The sequence below is a fragment of the Pseudomonas sp. LAMO17WK12:I10 genome, assembly GCF_900215185.1.
In the GTDB taxonomy this organism is placed as follows: Bacteria; Pseudomonadota; Gammaproteobacteria; order Pseudomonadales; family Pseudomonadaceae; genus Aquipseudomonas; species Aquipseudomonas chlororaphis.
On the sequence record NZ_OBDX01000046.1, the window covers coordinates 1 to 20472 of the forward strand.

The following is a 20472-nucleotide window of genomic DNA, read 5'->3' on the forward strand; positions in this document are numbered from 1 at the left end:
CACGCGGTCGACGTTCAAGTGATCCGGGGGCCAAACAATAGAAGAACAGGACAATGGCACTCAGAACAAGGCGATCTGTTCATGGTAACACCTGCTCCGAGCGGTTTCGTGGTGATGCCCAGGCGCTGGGTAGTGGAGCGAACTCATGCCTGGAATGAGAGGGCTCGACGACTAATTATGCATCACGACCGGTTGTTCGCTGTGAGTGAGGCGTGGGTGTGGCTGGCCGAAGCGCGCATACTCGCGCGCCGACTCACTACATAATTTTGTCTACACCCTCCTAACCCTTTCAGGAGATTGTCATGCGAACACTCGAGCTGGCGGGCGTGCCCGTCCCGGTGATTGGCCAGGGTACCTGGCGCATGGGCGAGGAGCGCCACCAGCGCAACGCCGAGATTGCCGCGCTGCAGGCCGGTATCGAACGGGGTATGAGCCTGATCGACACCGCCGAGATGTACGCCGAGGGCGGCGCGGAGGAAGTGGTTGGCGCCGCCATCGCCGGCCAGCGCGACCGGGTGTTCCTGGTCAGCAAGGTGTACCCGCACAACGCCAGCCGCAAAGGCATTCCCCAGGCCTGCGAGCGCAGCCTGCGGCGCCTGGGTACCGACTACATCGATCTGTACCTGCTGCACTGGCGTGGGCAGTACCCGCTCGAGGAAACCGTGGAAGCCTTCGAGCGCCTGCGCGAAGACGGCAAGATCGGCCGCTGGGGCGTTTCCAATTTCGACCTCGATGACCTCGAGGAACTGGCGAGCCCGGCCTGCGCCACCAACCAGGTGCTGTACAACATCGAGGAACGCGGCATCGAATTCGACCTGCTGCCCGCCGCGCGACAACAGCGCTTGCCGCTCATGGCTTACTGCCCTATCGCCCAGGCCGGCAAGCTGCTGCGCCACCCCACGCTACAGCAGGTCGCCGACCGCCATGGCGTGACCACCGCCCAGGTCTCGCTGGCCTGGGTCCTGCGCCAGGACGGCGTGATCGCCATTCCCAAGGCGGTACACCCCGAGCATGTCCGGCTGAATGCCGAGGCGGCCGGGTTGCGCTTGCACGACGAAGACCTGGCGGCCATCGACCAGGTCTTCCCCGCGCCACTGCGCAAGCAGCGACTGGCAATGGTCTGAGCCGCTGTCGTGAGGCATGCCCCACTGAAAAAACCTGGCGCCCGTGCCAGGTTTTTTTCGTCGTGTATCAGGCTGGAAGCGGCGAAATACCGCGACTTTAAGGATCGTCCTATCCCGGATTAATGAGGGTTTATTTAGAGTGGGTCAATGAGATTAAAGACCTACCTTCATCAGATCAGTCCCCTATTTTCCAGTCCTGAAGCCGCCAGCAGGTTGCTGCGTCTTTTCGCGCTCATTCTTTTGGTGGGCATCCTCGGCGCCGTCTACAACTTCCTCAATTCCACCCTCAGCAACGACATTTCTCGGCGCCGCGGCTACATGAGCAGCGCCATCGCCGAAGCCCAGACCTTCTTCACCAGCCGCGAGGCCCTGCTGGAAAGCCTCAGCCTGTCCGCGGTGCGCCGATCCAAGCAGATCCAGGGGTATCCGCCTTCCAGCGAAGAACTGCACCTGCAACTGGGCGACATCGATGATCCGTGGAGCATCTGGCTGAGCCAGCGCATGCGCGAATATTTCAAGGCCAAGCAGGTCAACCTGCTCTATGTAAGCCCTGGCCCCGAGGCCCGGGTCATGCGCCTCTACAGCAGCAACCCGACCTCCCCCAACCTGCCCAGGACCATCCTCTCCAAGCTTGAGGTCCTGAACCATGGGGAGCATCCGGACACCAACGAGCTGTGGCTGACCGACCCGTCCACGCAGACTTCGCAGCTGTACATTTTCACCCGGCTCGACGAGCGCACCGATGACTCCGGCTGGCTGGGCCTGGAAATGGATGGGCGGGAAGTGCTCAAGGCCCTCAGCGACCAGAGCGCCGGCGAGTTCATGATGTTCAACTCCGAAGGCGCGCTGCTGTTCACCAACACCCCGGCCGGGCGCCTGGGGCAGGCCCTGCAGCAACTGCAAGGCAGCAACTTCTTCGGTTTTGTCGGCAGTGGCTGGTGGCCCGATCACCTGGTGATCCGCAAGCAACTGATGACCTCCGACTGGCAACTGGTCTACTCCTTCAGCCTGCAGTCCCTGCTGATCGCGCTCTGGCCGCAGCTGGCCGGCGCCCTGGCGTTCTGCCTGTTCAGCATCAGCCTGATCTGCCTGCTGACCCGCCGCATCGAGCACCGCTTCATCACCCCTGCGCTGAGCCGTATCCAGGCGCTGGTCGAGAGCGAGCTGTTCAGCCGCGACGTGATCCAGACCGCGCCCGTGGCCTTGTGCGTGCTGCGGCGCACCGATGGCCAGGTGGTCCTGGAGAACACCCTGGCGCAGCAGTGGCTGGGCGATGGCGTCGAACGGGAAATACTCTGCGCCGGCTGGATCCAGCAAGCCTTCAAGAGCCACGAACCGAATCGCTTCGACTACTTCGAGACCACCGACGGGCGTCATCTTTACCTGAGTTCCGCGCCCACCCGCTACAAGGGCGAGGACGTGTTGTTCTGCGCCTTCAGCGACATCAGCGCGCGCAAGCAGGTGGAAGCCGCGCTGGAAGAAGCGCGGCAGATGGCCGACGCCGCCAACGAAGCCAAGACCCTGTTCCTCGCCACCATGAGCCATGAAATTCGCACCCCGCTCTATGGCGTGCTGGGCACCCTGGAGCTGCTCGCGCGCACTCAACTGGATACCCAGCAGCGCGATTACCTGCGCGCCATCGAGTGTTCTTCCTCGACCCTGTTGCAGTTGATCTGCGATGTGCTGGACGTGTCCAAGATCGAGGCCGGGCAACTGGCCCTGGAGCTCAATGAGTTCTCGCCGCTGGACCTGGTCCACGAGCTGATCCAGGGCTATTCCGCGGCGGCGTCGAACAAGGGCCTGCTGCTCTATTCCTGTGTGGACCCGCAGATCCCCGAGCGACTGATCGGTGACGTCACCCGGATCCGGCAGATCCTCAGCAACCTGCTCAACAACGCGGTGAAGTTCACCGACCTGGGGCGCATCGTGCTGCGGGTCAACCTGCTGAGCCGCGATGGCGAGCGCTCCAGCATCCTGTGGCAGGTCTCCGACACCGGCAAAGGCATTGCCCAGGATCATCAGCCGTTGATCTTCGAACCCTTCTATCAAACCGGCGGCAACGCCAATGTGGTGGCGGGCACCGGCCTGGGCCTGCCTATCTGTCAGCGTCTCACGCAATTGATGAACGGCAGCCTGCGCATGGTCAGCGAACTGGGGCTGGGCAGCAGCTTCTCCCTCACCCTGCCCCTGGAAGCGGCGATCGATGGGCCGGTCACCCTGCCCGCCACGCAGCTGCTGCCGGAAACCATCTATGTGATGTCCAGCGTCCGCGAGCTGGCGGAATCCATCGGCGGCTGGCTGCGCCAATGGGGTGCTCGGGTGCAACTCTGCCATCCCTCGAAGATCGCGCCGACCAGCGATTGCCTGCTGGTCGAAGTTCACCCCGGCGAACTGGAACAACGCCTGCAGCCCGACTGGCCCGGTCCGCTGATCCTCGCCACCGGGACCGGCAATAACGAACCGCAGGTTCGTGCCGGATGCTGGCACGTGAACCTGAACCACCTGCGTTCCATTCATCAGGCGGTCAGCCAGGCCCAGGGACTGTGGGTGGCCAAGGCCGAGAATCACAACGAACACTGGACGTTGAAGCAACTGAACCTGAACGTGCTGGTGGCCGAAGACAACGTCATCAACCAACTGATCCTCAGGGATCAGCTGGAAGAGCTGGGCTGCAGCGTGGAGCTTGCGTCAAACGGCGAGGAAGCCCTGTCGATGTGGGACCCCGAGCGGTTCGATCTGGTCCTCACCGACGTCAACATGCCCATGATGAATGGCTATGAACTGGCCAAGGAGTTGCGACGCCGTGGCTGTACGGTCCCGATCATCGGTGCCACGGCCAACGCGATGCGTGGAGAAGAAGAGCAATGTCTGGCGGCCGGAATGAACCATTGCCTGGTCAAACCTTTTGCATTACGCGCCCTGTTCAATTACCTAGCGCCCTATGAAAGAGCGAAGAATGAAGCCCTGTAGCATATTGATCGTTGAAGACCATCCCTTCCAGCACATGTACCTGCAACATCTGTTCGGTGAGCTGGGCCCCTACTACCTGGAAGGCGCACGGGATGGCGAAGAGGCGCTGGAGCGCTTGAAATGGCGCAAGTTCGACCTGGTGCTCACCGACCTGTTGATGCCGGGAATGGATGGCGTGCAGTTCATCCAGGGACTGGCGGCCCTGCACTCCAAGCCGGCGCTGGCGATCATGAGCTCGGCTTCGCGGCGCATGCTGATGAGCGCCAGCCTGGTTGCCAAGAACCTCGGGGTGAAAGTCATCGGCCTGATCTCCAAACCGGTGAACCTTGCCGCCTTGCAGACCCTGACCACGCAATTGAGCATTTCGCAGCCGAGCTCGCCGCGCCCCTTGCCCGTCTCCATGCTCAGTCGGGACGCGCTGGTCCAGGCCATCGAGCAAGAGCAGTTCGAGGCCTGGTTCCAACCCAAGAAATCACTGTTCAACGGCCGCATCGTCGCCGCCGAAGCCCTGGTCCGCTGGATGCATCCGACACAGGGCATGCTGCTCCCCGACACCTTCCTGCCCGCCCTCAAGTCCTTCGATCTCGAGGAGGACCTGCTGTGGCTGGTCCTGCGCCAGGCGATCCAGGCCCAGGCACGCTGGCGCCAGCAGGACTACGACATTCCGGTATCGATCAATCTGCCGACCCATCTGCTCAACAGCCACGACCTGGCGGACCGCCTGTTCGACTTTGTCATGGAACACCAGGGAGTACCGGGGCAGATCTGTTTCGAACTCATGGAATGTTCGGTGCCCCAGGACATCAGTAACTTCTATGCCGGTGCCTGCCGCTTGCGCATCAAGGGCTTCGGCCTGTCCCAGGACGACTTCGGCAAGGGCTACAGCTCGTACATGAACCTGGTTTCCACCCCGTTCACCGAACTGAAGATCGATCGCGCCCTGGTCCAGGGCTGCCACGCCAGCGAAGAACTGACCAAGGCCCTGACCAGCATCATTGCCCTGGGTCGCCAGCTGGGCCTGACCGTGGTGGCCGAAGGCGTGGAAAGCGCCGAGGAGCTGGCGCTACTGCGCAAGATCGACTGTAGCCAGGTGCAGGGTTTCCTGATCTCTCGCGCAGTCCCCTCCGAGCAGTTTCAACAGTTGCTGGTGAACGACGGTCCAGCCGCCAGTTATTGACCCGAGGATATCCGCCCCTTCAGGATTACATGCCCCACATCACTGACAAGTCGTTGTTTAAAGGTAAAATCCTCAAGGCTTCGACTTTTTCATGCTTTTTTGGATACCAGTGATGAACCACCAGGACACGCTCATCGAGAATCTGAAACGATACTCGACTCGCCTGAACAAGGGATTGTTGATTTTCCTCGGCTTGACCCTGTTGTTGATCGCCATCAGTTACTGGTCGTCGCACAAGCTGCTCGAAGAACAACACGGCAGGTTCAAAGCGCATTTTGCGCGGATGATGGAAGACATCCGCGAACATGAAGACTTCCTCCGGGGCGTGGCCGTACAAAGTAGCAAGATCCCCCTTCACGCCAACGACTCGGTTTCATACCTGAAAAGCGCCTTGCCCGAAGAGGGGCCGCACAACTACCTGGGCCAGGAGTTTGCCTTTTCCACGCCCTTCAGCCTCTCTGTCAATCACCAGAGCGTCGAGCCTGACACCTTGGCCCGGCTGGCCGACCTGGGAGAGCACCTGACCGACTATTACAGCGCCTTCTGGTCCACTTCCCATTACCAGTCACCGCCGTTTTTCCTGTTCGATGCCGAGGGCAACTTCAATATCGGCATTCCGGCCGCCGGGCATTCACGCGACCCGCTCTGGAAAAACGACACCCCCAACAAGACCCTCGTCCTGCAAACGCTCAAGCATCTGCTGGCGAAAGATTCGGCACGGGCCGATGGCGCGGTCGATTGGCAACCCCTCGTCCCCGAGCAGGCCAACGAGGCGCCCGTCCGACTGCTGGCCTATGTCAGCACCCATCTCGGGCCGCAATGGTCACGAGTCCAGGACAGCGGCAAGCAGATCGGCGTCGCGTCGCTGTTCAGCATGGATCTGGTCAATGACATCAAGCGACTCATGCCGTGGTCGACCTATGACCATGTCGCCCTGGTCGCCCCCTCCGGAAAGGTGCTGAGCGGTTCGCTGCAACCGGGCGTCGTGTTGCATGACGGGCTGAACATCACCGGCGACGGCATGGTCTTCAAAGTCTCGAGCCACTCCGCCGAGCCCTGGACCGCCCTCTACACCATCGGTTTCAAGAGCTACTTCAACTACACCCTGTGGCCCTTGCCGGTCTTGCTGGCCCTGCTGATCGGCGGCATTGGCTGTGGCTGGCTGGTCAGTCGCCGGTATCAGTCGCGTATCGTCAAACCGGTCTACGAGGCTTACCAACGCACCGCCGAGAGCGAGGCTTTCAGCCGGGCCGTGATCGATTGCGCGCCCACCGGCCTGTGCGTGGTGCGTCGCTCGGACTTCAAGGTCCTGCTGGAAAACCGCAAAGCCCAGCAATGGCAAGGCAGCACAAAACTGCGGATGGCCCTGGAGAGCCGGCAGGACCTGTGCGTCGCCGGTGAAACCCGGCTGGACATCGACGGTACTCACCTGCAGGTAGGGTTCGTGCCCACCCGCTACCAGGGCGAGGATGCCTTGCTCTGTGCCTTCCACGACGTGACCAGCCACATCGAGGGCGCGGCCATGCTGGAGCAGGCGCGACGCTCCGCCGATGCGGCGAGCGAAGCCAAGACGCTGTTCCTCGCCACCATGAGCCACGAAATACGCACCCCGCTCTACGGCGTGCTGGGCACCCTGGAACTGCTCGGGCTGACGCGCCTGGATGCCCGCCAGCGCGAGCACCTGCAAACCATCCAGCGCTCGTCCAGCACCCTGTTCCAATTGATCAGCGATGTCCTGGACATTTCCAAGATCGAATCCGGGCAGATGGCGATCGAGCCCCAGGCGTTCTGCCCACTGCAGATGATCGAGGACACGCTGCACGCCTACAGCGTCTTCGCCGAAAACAAAGGCCTGCTGCTGTACGCCTGTGTCGATGCGGCGTTACCCGACCAGTTGCTGGGCGACCCGGTACGGATCCGGCAGATCCTCAGCAACCTGCTCAGCAACGCCATCAAGTTCACCGACACCGGGCGCGTGGTATTGCGCGTCAAGCTCCTGCACTGCGTGGATGGCCAGGCCAGCCTGGAGTGGCAGGTCACCGACTCCGGTATCGGCATTTCACCGGCGCAACAGGAACGCCTGTTCGACACCTTCTACCAGGTACGTGACGCCTCCAGCGAGGCCGGAGCCGGACTCGGCCTGGCGATATGCCGCTGCTTGACGGAAATGATGGACGGCCAGATACGCGTGGTCAGCGAACCTGGCCTGGGCAGCAGCTTCTCGCTGCGGCTGGGACTGAAGATCATGCCGGGCGCGCTGGAAGGTTGCGCGGACATCCTGCCGAGCAACCAGGCGGTGTATGTGCGGGCTCCCGCCGTGGAGCTGGCGCAGAGCACCTGTGACTGGCTGAATCGCCTCGGCGTGGTCGCCAAGCCATTGCCAGCCTTTGTCGAAGAGTCGCGCCAGGCCAACCTGCTGGTCGATGTCCTGCCCTCCGACAACCTGCCGGCCTGGGCCGGGCCACGGGTCCTGTGCGTCGCCGGCAGGCACCCGGCACCATCACCGCGAGGTTGCACCGTGGATGCCCATGATGTGCGGGCCATCGCCAGGGCCGTGTCCCTGACCCTGCACGGGAAAACCATCGCGCCCGCCGCTCCCGAATGCGACCTGAGCAGCAGGCTCGGCCTGCATATCCTGGTGGCCGAGGACAACGCGATCAATCAGGCGATCATCAAGGAGCAACTCGAAGCCCTGGGCTGCACGGTGACGGCCGCCTCCAATGGCGAAGAAGCCTTGCAGCTCTGGCAACCGCAGGTGTTCGACCTGGTGCTGACCGATGTGAACATGCCGTTGCTCAACGGCTATGAACTGACCCGCGCCCTGCGTGAGCGTGACCGGGAGACTCCGATCGTCGGGGTCACGGCCAATGCCATGCGCGAAGAAGGCGCCCGCTGCATGGCTGTCGGCATGAATGCCTGGCTGGTCAAACCCTTGAGCCTGCAGACTCTGCACCACTACCTGTCGAATCTCTGCGCGAATGCGCCTGCCCAGGAACCGCAACCGATGATCGATGCAACGCCTTCCCCCGCGACCGGCGACACAATGATCGAGCTGTCCCCGAAAATGCGTGAGCTGTTCATTACCACCATGCGCCAGGATGTCCAGAGCGTGACCGACGCCCTCGACGCCCAGGATGCCAAGCGGCTCGCCGAACGGCTGCACAGCGCCGCCGGGGCGCTGGGTGCCGTGCAGTTGAGCGGGCTGGCGAAAAACTGCGCCGAACTGGAGTCCCGGATACTGCAAAGCGCGATCACCTCTTCCGTGACCCTTGAGGTGAAAAGCCTGATACAAAGCTTGACGGATATTCTTAATGCACTTGAATGAGACGCGACAAGATTTGATGAGCGCAATCCTTTACTCTTTCTCCTTACCAACCGGCGTATTACGAGTGGCTAGTCATGGAAAAATTTAAAGTAGTCATCGCCGACGATCATCCGATTGTTCTGCTCGGCGTTCGCGAGTTGATGGAACGGGAAAGCAACTTTGAAATAGTCGGTGAAGCCATCAGCTCACAGGGCTTGATCGAAATCCTCGAGCAACAACCGGTCGATATCGTCATTACCGATTACAACATGCCCGGGGATTCTCCCTACGGCGACGGACTCAAGCTGGTCGAGTACCTCAAGCGCCACTTCCCGCGCCTGCAGATACTGATCCTGACCATGATCTCCAACCAGTTGATCCTCACGCGTCTGCATGAGCTGGGGGTGGTCGGGGTGATCCAGAAAAGCCAGCTGCACAATGAAATCCAGGTGGCGCTCAAGACCATTGTCGAAAGAGGTTCCTATCAGAGTATCGAACCTGCGCCGAGCTCGGTCATCGAGTCCAATGCAAGCATCGACGACCGGATTTCCATGCTCTCGCCCAAGGAGTTTGAAATCCTGCGGCTGTTCGTTTCCGGCAAGAGCGTCAGTGACATTGCCCGCAGCCAGAACCGCAGTTCGAAGACCATCAGCGCGCAGAAAATCTCCGCCATGCGCAAGCTGGAAGTCGAGAGCGACCAGGACCTGCTGACGTACTGCATCGGGCGCAACATCTTCAACTGACCCCCCTCTTATCCAGCGAAGACAGAAGGCCCGAACGACGATGACCTGCGACGACCAGTTCGACCTGCAACAGCTTCAAGGTGCCTGGGAACAGGTGGAGTACGAGGACAACGGGGTCAGCAACCCGCCTGACGAACATGGCGCCCCAGGAGCTCTTACCCTGATCCAGGGGCAAGGGTTCCGCGTCGTGACGCTCGAAGGCGAGTTGTTGCTCGCGGGCAGTTTCACCCTCGATACCCGGACCACGCCGAAATCCATTACCTGGGTCGACTCCATGGGCGCCGACACCGGCAAGCACTTGCCGGCCAGCTATCGACTGGACGGCGATGACTTCGTCTTCATCGCCGCGGACGAGGGCCGCCCCAGGCCCACCGAGTTCCGCACCGGGCCGGGTGAAACCCTGCGCCGGTTCATCCGCGTCTCACAGGATGGAACAGGCCTCGGCAGCCGCTGAGGTTCGCTCGTTGGCCAGCATGCCGTCAGGCCCTGGCCCGCTGTATTTCCCGCCCCGCCAACTCGCCGATGGCCAGCAACGCTGCGCAATCCGCACCATCCTGGGCCTGTACCGACATGCCTTGAATGATCGCCCCGATATACCGGGCCAGCGCCGCTGCCTGGGTATCGGCGCGCAGTTGCCCGCTGGCGATGCCCTGCTCGATATGTGCTTCAAAGGCCTTGAGGGTGTTGGCCCTCAGGGCACTGACGAATTCCCGCAGCGCATCGTTTTCCACCGCGCAGGTCAGGGTCGCGGTGGAAATCATGCAGCCCCGCGGCCGCCCGGGCAGGCTGTATTCATGGGCCGCCTCGCGCAGCAGACGGAGGAAACCGTCCACCACATCCGCCTCCTCGCGCAGTGCCCGCTCGGCAAAGGCGCCAGTGCTGCGCTGGTAATGCGCCAGCGCCTGCTGGTAAAGCTCGGCCTTGGACCTGAACGCGGCATACAGGCTTTGCACCGTGATGCCCATGGCCGCCGACAACTCCAGCATCGAGGCGCCTTCATAGCCCAGGCGCCAGAACACCTCTGCCGCAAGGCCCAGGACCTGGTCGCGATCAAAGGCAATCGGCCGTCCACGACGGCGCACCACGGCAGCAGGGTTATTTATCATAGTGATCACTATTGAAAGTAGAACAAATGCCGGTTAATCATAACGGACATTGTGATTATAGAGGCTCTCCCCATGGATCGACCCCATAAAGGCCTGCTCGCCCTGGCAGCCACCCTCGGTGCTTCGCTGGCCAGCGCCGCCACGCCGGACGAGGAACTCGGCAGGCGCATGGACACGGCCATCGAACGCGCCATCGGCGAACAGCGGATCGTCGGCACCGTGGTGGTGGTGATGCGCGACGGCCAGGTGGTGTACCAGCGCGCCGCCGGTTTCGCCGATCGGGAGGCGGCCCGGCCCATGACCGGCGACACCATCCTGCGCCTGGCCTCTATCACCAAGCCCATGGTGTCCGTGGTCGCCATGCGCCTGGTGGAACAGGGCACGCTGTCCCTGGACGATACGGTCAGCCAATGGCTGCCGGATTTCCGCCCAAGGCTGGCCGACGGCACCCGCCCGCCAATCACCCTCAAGCAATTGCTGACCCACACCGCCGGCCTGAGCTATGGCTTTCTCGAGGCCGAGCACGGGGCGTATCGCACGGCCGGGGTGTCGGATGGCCTGGCCGAGCCGGGCATGAGCCTGGAAGACAACCTGAAACGCATTGCCAGTGTGCCCTTGAGTTATCCGCCGGGCACGCAGTGGCGCTATTCCATGGCCATCGACGTGCTCGGCGCCGTGCTGGAAAAGGCCAGCGGCAAAAGCCTGCCGACCCTGACCGAGGAACTGGTCACCCAGCCTTTGCACATGAACGACACCGCGTTCTCGGTCAAGGACCCTGCCCGCCTCGGCGCGGTTTACCGCGATGACCGTCCGCGGCCGAGCCGGATGCAGGACGAGGCCGCGATCCGGGTCGGCGAAAGCACCACGCTGTTCTCCCTCAAGCGGATCTTCGACCCGCGCGCTTACCCTTCCGGTGGCGCCGGCATGGCCGGTACCGCCATGGACGTGGCGCGTTTTCTCGACACCTTGCGCCAGGGTGGCGGCCCGCTGCTTTCCGCCCGCAGCGTGCAGGCGATGATGACCGACCAGGTCGGCGCCCAGGCGCAGACCCAGGGGCCGGGCTGGGGCTTCGGCTACGGCTGGGCGGTGCTGGACGATCCGGCCCTGGCCGGCACCCCGCAATCCAAGGGCACCCTGCAATGGGGCGGCGCCTACGGCCACAGCTGGTTTGTCGACCCGCAGGCCAGGCTGACCGTGGTGGCGCTGACCAACACCGCCTTCGAGGGCATGTCGGGGGCCTTTACCCGGGAGATCCGCGACGCCGCCTACCCGGCACCCTGAAGCACCTCGTCGCCCGGGGCGTCGAGCGACCACCAGCCCGGCAGCAATTGCCGGACCCGGGGCTCGGCGAACCGGTCGTCGATCAGCATCACTACGCCGCGGTCCTGCTGGCTGCGAATCACCCGGCCCGCGGCCTGCACCACCTTCTGCAGGCCGGGGTACAGGTAGGTGTAGTCGTAACCGGCGCCGAAAATCGCCGCCATGCGCCGTTTCAGCTGCTCGTTCACCGGGTTCAGCTGGGCCAGGCCGAGGGTGGCGATAAAGGCGCCGATCAGCCGCGAACCCGGCAGGTCGATACCCTCGCCGAACGCCCCACCCAGCACGGCGAAACCCACCCCCTGGCCATCGGCGTCGAAGCGCTCGAGAAACCCCTGGCGTTGCCCTTCATCCATCCCGCGCGACTGTTGCCACAGAGGGATATCCGGGTGCTGTTCGGCCAGCAGGCTGGCCACCTGCTGCAAGTAGTCGAAGCTGCTGAAGAACGCCAGGTAGTTGCCGGGGCGCTGGCGGAACTGGCTGGCGATCAGCTCGACGATGGGTGCCAGCGACGCCTGGCGATGGGCGAAACGGGTGGAGATCCGGCTGACGATGTGCACGTCCAGTTGCGCGGCACTGAACGGCGACTCCACGTCCACCCACACCGTGGTTTCCGGCAGCCCCAGCAGATCGCGGTAGTAATGCCAGGGGTTGAGGGTCGCGGAGAACAGCACCGTACTGCGCGCCGCGCTCAGCCGCGGCGCCAGGAAGCCCGCCGGCACCACGTTGCGTAGGCACAGCTCGGACAGGCTGCGCCGGGCATTGAGTTCGCGCTTGCTGATATCGAACAGGAACTGCTCGTCGAACAGTTCGGCCACCCGGGCGAATTGCAGGGCATCGAAATAGAACCCCTGCAACCGGCTGTCCAGCCCTTGCGGGTGGTCGCCCAGGTAATCGCCGATCGCCGAAATACACAGCGACAGCGCCTTGAGCAACGGGGCCGGCGCCTGGTCGTAGGCCTGGTACGGCCGCAGCTGTTCCTTGTGCAGGGCATTCCATTCCCGGTTGAGCCGTTGCAGCGGCTTCTTCAGCGCCTCCGGCGCCGCCTGGCGCACCGTGTTCAGCTGGTACTGGTCGAGGCTGGCGCTGTACATCGAGCGCCCGCGCTCCACCAGGTTGTGCGCTTCGTCCACCAGCGCGGCGACCTTCCATTGGTTGGCCTGCGCCAGCCCGAACAGCAAGGCGCTGAAATCGAAATAGTAGTTGTAGTCCGCTACCAGCAGATCGCTCCAGCGGGCCATTTCCTGGCTCAGGTAATACGGGCACAGCCCATGCGCCAGGGCGATCTCGCGCAGCGCCTGCTGGTCCAGCAAGAAGCGCTGGCTCGCCGCTTGCCGCGCCGCCGGCAGACGGTCGTAGAAACCCTTGGCCAGCGGGCAGGACTCGCCATGACAGGCCAGCTCCGGGTGCTCGCAGGCCTTGTCCCGCGCCACCAGTTCCAGCACCCGCAACGGCAGCCCGGGGCTGCGCTCGAACAACACCTGGGCGGCATCCAGCGCCAGTTTGCGCCCCGGGGTCTTGGCGGTGAGGAAGAACAGCTTGTCCAGCTGCTGCCCCGGCATGGCCTTGAGCATGGGAAACACCGTGCCCAGGGTCTTGCCGATCCCGGTCGGCGCCTGGGCCATCAGGCAGCGCCCGGTGCTCACCGCCTTGTACACCGACTCGGCCAGGCTGCGCTGCCCCGGACGGAAGTCGGAATGGGGGAAACCCAGCGCCGCCATGGCCTGGTCGCGGGCGTGCCTGTGGGCCAGTTCCTGTTCGGCCCATTGCAGGAACAGGCTGCATTGCTGGTTGAAGAACTGCTCCAGGGCCTGGGCATCGTGCTCTTCCACCAGCGACGTCTCGCGCTCGCTGAGGATGTCGAAATACACCAGCGCCAGACGGATGCTGCTCAACTGCAACTGCTGGCACAGCAGCCAGCCATAGATCTTCGCCTGGGCCCAATGCAGCTGGCGATGGTTGGCCGGCATGCGCTCCAGGTCGCCGCGGTAGGTCTTGACCTCTTCCAGAAGGTTGGCGTCCGGGTCGTAGCCATCCGCCCTGCCCTTGACCGTCAACGCGCCGAAGCTGCCTTCGAGGGGCACCTCGCTCCGATAGTGCGCGCTGCGCCGCGCCGCCACCGTGCGATGGCCCTGGATGCCCTCCAGCGCGGTGGGCGACGGGGTGAAGCGCAGGTCGAGGTCGCCGGCCTTGGCGGTGAATTCGCACAGCGCCCGTACCGCGATGCGGTAGTTCACCCGTCCTGCTCCGCCCATTGCACGTAGCAGACCGCCACCGGCATCTGGTGCTGCCGGCAGAACTCCAGCCAGCGCAACTGGTTGTCCTGCAGGCGGTCGCCAGGGCCCTTGACCTCGATCATCCGGTAGGTTTTCTGCTGCGGCCAGAACTGGATCAGGTCCGGCATGCCGGCGCGGTTGGCCTTGATGTCCTGCAGGAGGCGCTCGAACCAGTGCTTGAGGTGCTCGGCCGGCAGACAGGCCAGCGCCTGCTCCAGCAACTCTTCGTCGAGGGCGCCCCAGAATACGAAAGGCGACTGCACGCCCCACTTGTCGAGGTAGCGCTGGCGGATGGTCTGCGCATAACGCCCGTCATCCAGTTCCGCCAGGCAGGCCTGGAACAGTTCGGCGCGACGGCTGTGGAAGTCCTCGCTCAACAGGTCGGCCGGGCCGCGCTGGAACGGGTGGAAGAACGCCCCGGGCAGCGGCGCGAAGATCGCCGGCCAGCAGAGCAGCCCGAACAGCGAATTGATCAGGCTGTTCTCCACGTAATGCACCGGTGCCTGCTCCTCGTGGAGATGGGCCTGCACATGGAATTCCACCGACAGCGCCGGATCGACCCGCGGCAGGCTGAGGTCCAGGCGCAGCGTCGGCTGGGTGCCGCCACGCGGCGTGGCCGGGCCGCCCAGCTTGCGCCGCAACCTGGGCAGCAGCCGCAGCAGTTGCTGCTGCTCGGCCGCGTTGTGCGGAGCCAGCACCGCCGCCTCGGCCAGGGCCAGCGCCTGCGGGTAATCGCCACTGCGCTCGAAGACGCGGATCAGTCGCGCTCTCGCCCCGGGATCGGCGCAGGCCTGGTAGATGGCGGCGGCCAGCGGCCATTCGGCTAGCCGCTCGCAGTGCTGCCCCAGCAGGAACAGCAGCTTGGCCCGGCGCCGCTGCAACCAGGGATTGTCGCTGGCGAACGCTTGGATGCTCGCCAGCACCTCGTCCAGCGCCGCGCCGTTTTCAAAATGCTGCCGACAGTCCTCCAGGTACAGGAAACCCTCGACGTCGGCGCGGCTGCGCAGCGCCCGGGCGTCGTCGCGAAACTCGACCTTCTCGTAGGTGAAGATGCCCAGGTCGGCCAGCACGAACTCCGACCAGTCCTGATGCAGGTTGCCAAAGAACATCAGGCGCAGGCGGTCGCACAACGTCATGACCGTCAGGCTGCACACCCCGTCTTCCAGATCCGGGCACCACTGGCCCAGGCTCCGCGGCTCGTCGAACAACGGCGCCAAGGCGGCCAGCCAGTCGGACTTGCGGGCCTTCGGCTGCTCGATTTGCGCGCGAAAAACCTGGAGGATTTCCGCCTTCTGCAACAGGTTGAACAGTTCTTCCAGGGTCAGCGGCGCCTGCTCGTCGACCCAGCCCAGGCGCACCAGCGGCGCGACGGCCGCGCGAGTATCGCCGATTTCTTCATAGACCAGCCGGGACGTGCGAAAATGGCAGCCTTTGCGCATGATCATGCGCACCAGCAGGGCCTGGGATGGCTGGGCCAGCGCCGAGAAGTCGTCGATGAAGCTACGCTCTTCGGGTGACAGCACATCGGCGTAGCGCAGCTTGAGCCACGCCAGCACCTGCTGAAAGTTGTGCAGGTAATAAAGAGGGTTTTCCAGAGGGTTGGAAGTCACAGGACAAGCGCGCCGCAAAGAGGTGGATACTGGTTATGCATACAGATAACAGCTGCCGACCTGCCCTGGCAAACACTATTGGATAAGTGGCGTTACAGGTTTTTTTACGGAGCCGCAGAACTTTCTTGCGGTTAATCACACCAAGGGCGGATAGCCATATAGTCGCGAGCCGCCAATCATGGTGGACTCACGGGATTCATGAAGAGAGGTTTGTCTATGAACGTCAAATACCTGGGCCTGCCGTTGGCCGTTGCAGCCTTCCTGGCACTGGGCGGCTGTGCCTCGCCAACCGTGGTGACGCTGCAGAACGGCACGCAATACCTGACCAAGGACATGCCTAACGCCAAGACCGCCGACGGGTTCTACGAATTCGAAGACATCGCCGGCAAGAAAATCCGCATCAAGGCGGCCGATGTCGCCACCGTCCGCCAAGAGGACTGACCGATCGAACCCGGTCGCCCTCAGGGCGACCAGGGTGCCGAATTCTGCCCCGGCACGCTGTTATCGCAGGAAATGTAGTGCTGTTCCCCGCGCTTCTGCAGTTCGCCACGCACCCGCTGACACCGCTCGAACTCCCGGGCCGCCGCATTATCGATGCTGATATTGCCGGTGGTTTCAGGCTTTTTACCCTCCCCCAAGGTCACGCTCGCCCAAGGCCGCTCCGCGTCGATATGAAAGCGGCTGCCCGGTTCGGGCTGCACTGCTTTTTCGGTGGCCTGCGCGGCGGCCGGTAGCTGGTCCGGGGTCACGCCGTAGCGCTTGAGGATCGACTGCTGAGGCAAGTCCTCGGCCATTGCGCTGCCCGCCATCAAGACCAGCGCCAGACCGATGCCATACCTCTGGTTATCACTCACCTTGTGTTTCTCCTGCTGTTCACTGTTGCCATTGAATGAGCCTCGGCAGCGGCTGCCTGCCTTGATAACGCGCAAGCTCCTGCGGACTTTAATGGCCCGGAGCGCGCACGCGGCATCCGCCCGCCTGGCGACAGGCCGATGTTTTATCGAGCGCTGTGTCACAGGGGGCAGGTATTGGAGTCACTTCCAGGCTGGCGGGTCACCCTTTGGGTAAATACCCTTGGTTTTGGCGAAAAAAGTACGGTCGAGGGACACGCAAAGGCAAACCCGTGACCGCGCGAGGCAAAAATCGCCACCCCGCGCGGTCAGGCTTCAGGCGATGGTGATGCTCGCGCCGTTGAGGCTGTCCAGGCTCACACCGACCAGGGTCACCGAGTCGCCGCCGAAGGTCAGCAGGGTATCGTTGCCTACGGTGCTGGCGTGGGCGCGGAAATCGTCGTTGGCGACCACGCCTGCGACGCCGAGGAACACCAGTTTGTCGCTGCCCTGGTAACCCAGCACCCGGTCCTGGCCGAAGTTGCCGCCGAACAGCAAGGTATTGCTACCCCCGCCCGCCTGCAGCAGGTCGTTGCCCGCGCCACCGACCAGCACATCGTTACCCTGGCCGCCGATCAGGTGGTCATCGCCGTCCAGGCCGAACAGCCAGTCGCCGCCGGCGTGGGCGGTCAGGGTATTGGCCGCGGCGTCGCCCTTCACCGAAGCGGCGTACTGGGTCAGGTTGCTCCCCGCCAGCAGGCCCTTATCGGTGACGCTGTGGGTCACATCGTCCTTGAACAAACCCCAGAGGAACCCCGGTTCCTTGCTGGTGATCGCGCCGATATCGCGGGTGATGCTGATGCCGCCATTGGCATCGCGCACATACAGGGTGCCGGCGCCGTCGTTGGCGAAGCTGAAGTTCTTCACCGACTGCTGCAGGTCCAGGGTGTTGTGGCCCTGCCCGCCCAGCAGGATGTTGTGGCCGCCGGCGTCGCGGAAGGTGTCGTTGCCGGCGCGGCCTTCCAGGTAGTCGTTGCCCTGGCCGCCCTGGATCAGGTCGTTGCTGTCGGTGCCGATGATAAAGGTGCTGCCCTTGTGGGTTTCGGCATTGCGGTTGAGGTCCTGGACCCAGGTGGTGGCTCGCGCCGGGTCCGACAGGTTGGCGACGATGATGGTCGAGTCCTTGCTCGTCAGGTCGTAGAACTTCGACTCGAGGATCCGTGTCATGCCGTCGCCGTAGCCGGTGGGCAGGTGCGACAGCCAGGTCGGGACATTCAGGATGGAGAACGGCAGCAGGTTCCAGGCCGCCGAGGCGTAATGGTCGTTGAAACTGACGATGTTGTTGGTCGCCGACTCCTGCGCCGTGTCATGCACGCCGAGGGATGCCAGGTTGAACGAAGAGCCGTCGAGGGCGCGGAACACCGGGTCGTTTTCGTAGCCGATATTCAGCACCTTGTCCCCCGCGCTCTGGGTCGGCGAGGCGTAGGCGACGTAGCTGGCATCCTGGTAGAACCCCGACCAGCGATCGCCGCTCAGGTCCGCCAGGCTGTTGACCGCCAGGCCGCCGAGGCTATGGCCGCTGACCAGGATATCCTTGCCCGTCAGGCCGTTGGCCTGGGCGAAGGCCGCGACATCGGCGAGCAGCTTGCCGAAGGCTTCGCCGGCGTAGTTTTTCGCATAGTCCCTGGGACCGAACGCCGCCAGCAGGTCGTTGATCACATCGCCGATGGAGTCGCCGATCACCGATTCACGGGGCCCGCTGGTGCCGCGAAAGGCAATGCCGATGGAGGTCAGGTGGCCCTGGTCGTCGTACTTGCCGAGGACTTCGGCCTGGGCCGTGGTGTAGCCGGCCTTTTCCCCGTAGTAGGTGCCCCTGAAGTCGGTCTTGCCGTCGTAGCCCAGCTGGGCAGCGCCGATCGGCGTCCAGCCAGCCTTTTGCACCGCCTCCAGCGCGGCTTTCTCCGAGTCGGGGTTCCAGGGCAGCCCGGGAATCACCCCTTGCGAGTCGCTGCTGCCGATCAGCCCCGTGACCAGGGTCGCCGGCAGGCCGAGGCCGAAGCCGTACTGCTGATAGCCGGCGGAAAAACCGTTGTCGAGGTTGTGGTAGGAATACAGCGTGATCGCCAGCGCATCGGAAAACAGCGCCTTTGAGTCTTCTGTGCCGAGGTTTTTGTAGTCATACACACCCATGGTATCGCCTCTCTTTGTTGTTGAACTTTATTCGAGATAGCTCACGCGGACGGGACGCCCTCAACAGACGCCCCGCCCTTAGTGCAATGCCTCCTTGCGTTTTTTATCTAGGCGAAGACGATCCCCCCTGCGGAAAGGCTGTCCGGCGCGACCCCGACCAGCGTGACGGCGTAGTCGCCGACGCTGAGCAAGGTGTCCTGGCCGCTCTGTGACAGGTGCTGCGTGTAGTCATAGCCCTGCCCCGCGCCCGCCACGCCCATGAACACCAGCTTGTCGCTGCCCTGGTAGCCATGGATCGCGTCGAAGCCAAAGGCGCCGCTGAACAGGAAGGTGTTGGCCCCGCCGCCGCTGGAGTACATGACGTCGTTGCCGGCGCCGCCGACAAAGGTCACGTCGCTCTTGTCGCTGCGCAGCACATCGTCGCCGCCGTGACCGAACAGCCAGTCGCCGTCGACGCTGGCCACCAGCGCATTGCCGTAGGCGTCGCCATTGAGCGAGTGGTTGTAATGGGTCAACTGGTTGCCGGCCAGCAGGCCCTGGTCGGTCACGCTGTGGATCACCTCCTTGCTGAACAGGCCCCAGGCAAAACCCGGCTCCTTGCTCACCAGCGCGCCGATATCGCGGGTCATGCTAATGCCGCCGTAGGCATCGCGCACGTACAGGGTGCCGTCACCATCGTTGACCACGCTGAACTTACCCAGCGACTGCTGCAGGTCGAAGACGTTATGCCCCTTGCCGCCCAGCAGGATGTTGTAGCCACCGTCGTCGCGGAAGGTGTCGTTGCCGTCGCGGCCCTCGATGAAGTCGTTGCCGCGCCCGCCCTTGAGCAGGTCGCTGCCGTCGGTGCCGAAGATAAAGGTGCTGCCCTTGTGCGGTTCGGCGTTGCGGTTGAGGTCCTCGACCCAGGTCTTGCCCCGACTGGCCTCGGACAAAGTGGAAACGATCAGGGTCGAGTCCTTGCTCGTCAGGTCGTAGAACGCCGAATCCACCACCCGGTTCAAGCCATCGGCGTAACCCGCGGAACCGTGGGCCTTCCACGACAGTGGGTTGAGGATGCTTTGCGGCAGCAAGTTCTCCAGGGTCGACGCGTAGTGCTCGTTGAAGTTGACGATGTTGTTGGTCGCCGACGCCTGGACCTTGTCATGGCTGCCCAGGGACGAAGCGTTGAAGGTGGTGCCGTCGAGCACCCTGAACACCGGATCGTTTTCGTAGCCGATGTTCAGCACCTTGTCCCCCGGGCCCTGGGTCGGCGAGGCGAACGCCACATAGCGGGCGTCGGCGTAGAAACCGCCCCAGTGCTCGCCGCTCAGCTCGGCCAGGCTGTTGACCCCCAGGCCGCCCAGGCTGTGGCCGCTGACGAGTACATCCTGGCCGCTCAGGCCCTGGGCCTTGGCGAACTCGGCGACACTGGCGAACAGCTTGTCGAAGGCATTTTTGCTGTAGTTCGCCGCGTAACCCACCGGCCCGAGCGCCGCCAGCAGGTTGTTCTTGATGTCGCCCAGGGTATCGCTGAAACCCAGGCCGCCAGTGCCGCGAAAGGCGATGCCGATCGACAGCAGCTTGCCGGCCTCGTCATAACGCCCCAGCACTTCCACTTCGGCGCTGGTGAAGCCTGGCTGCTCGCCGAAGAAGGTGCCCTGGGGCCCGACCTTGCCCTGATACCCCAGCCGCTCGGCACCAATCGCCGTCCAGCCCGACGCCAGCGGCTGTCCGGTGGGCGTGTAGGCGTAGAGCGTCAACGCCAGGGCATCGCTGTACAGCGCCTTGCCCGCCTCGCCCTTGAAACTCCGGTAATCGAATACACCCATGTTGTGTCTCACTCTTA

14 protein-coding genes and 1 pseudogene are annotated in these 20472 nt (G+C 63.6%); 9 read left to right on the forward strand and 6 right to left on the reverse strand.

Annotation, left to right across the window (positions count from 1 at the left end):
• The 7 genes and pseudogenes from CRO75_RS30610 to CRO75_RS30640 all read left to right on the forward strand — a co-directional run.
• Positions 1–264, forward strand: a pseudogene (locus CRO75_RS30610) (IS5/IS1182 family transposase); the annotation flags it as partial.
• A gap of 38 nt (positions 265–302) precedes the next feature.
• Positions 303–1124 carry an aldo/keto reductase gene (locus CRO75_RS30615; RefSeq protein WP_097140302.1) on the forward strand — a complete coding sequence of 274 codons (822 nt, stop codon included), beginning with the start codon at positions 303–305 and terminating at the stop codon, positions 1122–1124.
• Between the two features lie 147 nt (positions 1125–1271).
• On the forward strand, positions 1272–4094 hold the full coding sequence (locus CRO75_RS30620; RefSeq protein ID WP_097140305.1) for a response regulator: 2823 nt from the start codon (positions 1272–1274) through the stop codon (positions 4092–4094).
• Entirely contained in the window at positions 4081–5271 is a 1191-nt protein-coding gene (locus CRO75_RS30625; RefSeq protein WP_097140307.1) for an EAL domain-containing response regulator, read from the forward strand. Before CRO75_RS30620 ends, CRO75_RS30625 begins: the two co-directional genes overlap by 14 nt.
• Positions 5272–5383: 112 nt before the next feature.
• Complete coding sequence (locus tag CRO75_RS30630) at positions 5384–8596, forward strand: hybrid sensor histidine kinase/response regulator (protein WP_097140309.1); 3213 nt, start codon at positions 5384–5386, stop codon at positions 8594–8596.
• A gap of 74 nt (positions 8597–8670) precedes the next feature.
• On the forward strand, positions 8671–9318 hold the full coding sequence (locus CRO75_RS30635) for a response regulator (RefSeq protein WP_009044059.1): 648 nt from the start codon (positions 8671–8673) through the stop codon (positions 9316–9318).
• A gap of 40 nt (positions 9319–9358) precedes the next feature.
• Complete coding sequence (locus CRO75_RS30640; protein ID WP_097140311.1) at positions 9359–9772, forward strand: TIGR03067 domain-containing protein; 414 nt, start codon at positions 9359–9361, stop codon at positions 9770–9772.
• Positions 9773–9797: 25 nt separating this feature from the next.
• On the opposite strand, the gene CRO75_RS30645 is transcribed toward CRO75_RS30640, so the two are convergent.
• Positions 9798–10424 (reverse strand): TetR/AcrR family transcriptional regulator, encoded by a 627-nt coding sequence (locus CRO75_RS30645; RefSeq protein WP_097140314.1) that lies wholly within the window; start codon positions 10422–10424, stop codon positions 9798–9800.
• Positions 10425–10496: 72 nt separating this feature from the next.
• Between CRO75_RS30645 and CRO75_RS30650 the strand changes: the two genes are divergently transcribed.
• Positions 10497–11705 carry a serine hydrolase domain-containing protein gene (locus tag CRO75_RS30650; RefSeq protein ID WP_097140316.1) on the forward strand — a complete coding sequence of 403 codons (1209 nt, stop codon included), beginning with the start codon at positions 10497–10499 and terminating at the stop codon, positions 11703–11705.
• On the opposite strand, the gene CRO75_RS30655 is transcribed toward CRO75_RS30650, so the two are convergent.
• On the reverse strand, positions 11690–13978 hold the full coding sequence (locus CRO75_RS30655) for an ATP-dependent DNA helicase (protein WP_097140318.1): 2289 nt from the start codon (positions 13976–13978) through the stop codon (positions 11690–11692). The genes CRO75_RS30650 and CRO75_RS30655 overlap by 16 nt on opposite strands.
• Positions 13975–15627, reverse strand: a complete 1653-nt coding sequence (locus CRO75_RS30660) for a VRR-NUC domain-containing protein (RefSeq protein WP_097140320.1) — start codon at positions 15625–15627, stop codon at positions 13975–13977. Before CRO75_RS30660 ends, CRO75_RS30655 begins: the two co-directional genes overlap by 4 nt.
• A 216-nt stretch (positions 15628–15843) precedes the next feature.
• On the opposite strand from CRO75_RS30660, the gene CRO75_RS30665 reads away from it, so the two are divergent.
• A complete protein-coding gene (locus CRO75_RS30665; RefSeq protein ID WP_007922767.1) occupies positions 15844–16068 on the forward strand; it encodes a YgdI/YgdR family lipoprotein in 225 nt (74 codons plus the stop codon).
• Positions 16069–16088: 20 nt separating this feature from the next.
• On the opposite strand, the gene CRO75_RS30670 is transcribed toward CRO75_RS30665, so the two are convergent.
• The 3 genes from CRO75_RS30670 to CRO75_RS30680 all read right to left on the reverse strand — a co-directional run bounded on the left by CRO75_RS30670 (position 16089) and on the right by CRO75_RS30680 (position 20455).
• Positions 16089–16481, reverse strand: a complete 393-nt coding sequence (locus CRO75_RS30670; RefSeq protein ID WP_085530737.1) for a hypothetical protein — start codon at positions 16479–16481, stop codon at positions 16089–16091.
• A gap of 312 nt (positions 16482–16793) precedes the next feature.
• The gene (locus CRO75_RS30675) at positions 16794–18647 is read right to left on the reverse strand and encodes a polyurethanase (RefSeq protein ID WP_097140322.1); all 1854 of its coding nucleotides are present in this window, start codon (positions 18645–18647) and stop codon (positions 16794–16796) included.
• Between the two features lie 107 nt (positions 18648–18754).
• Positions 18755–20455, reverse strand: a complete 1701-nt coding sequence (locus tag CRO75_RS30680; protein ID WP_097140325.1) for a polyurethanase — start codon at positions 20453–20455, stop codon at positions 18755–18757.
• Positions 20456–20472: the final 17 nt, after the last annotated feature.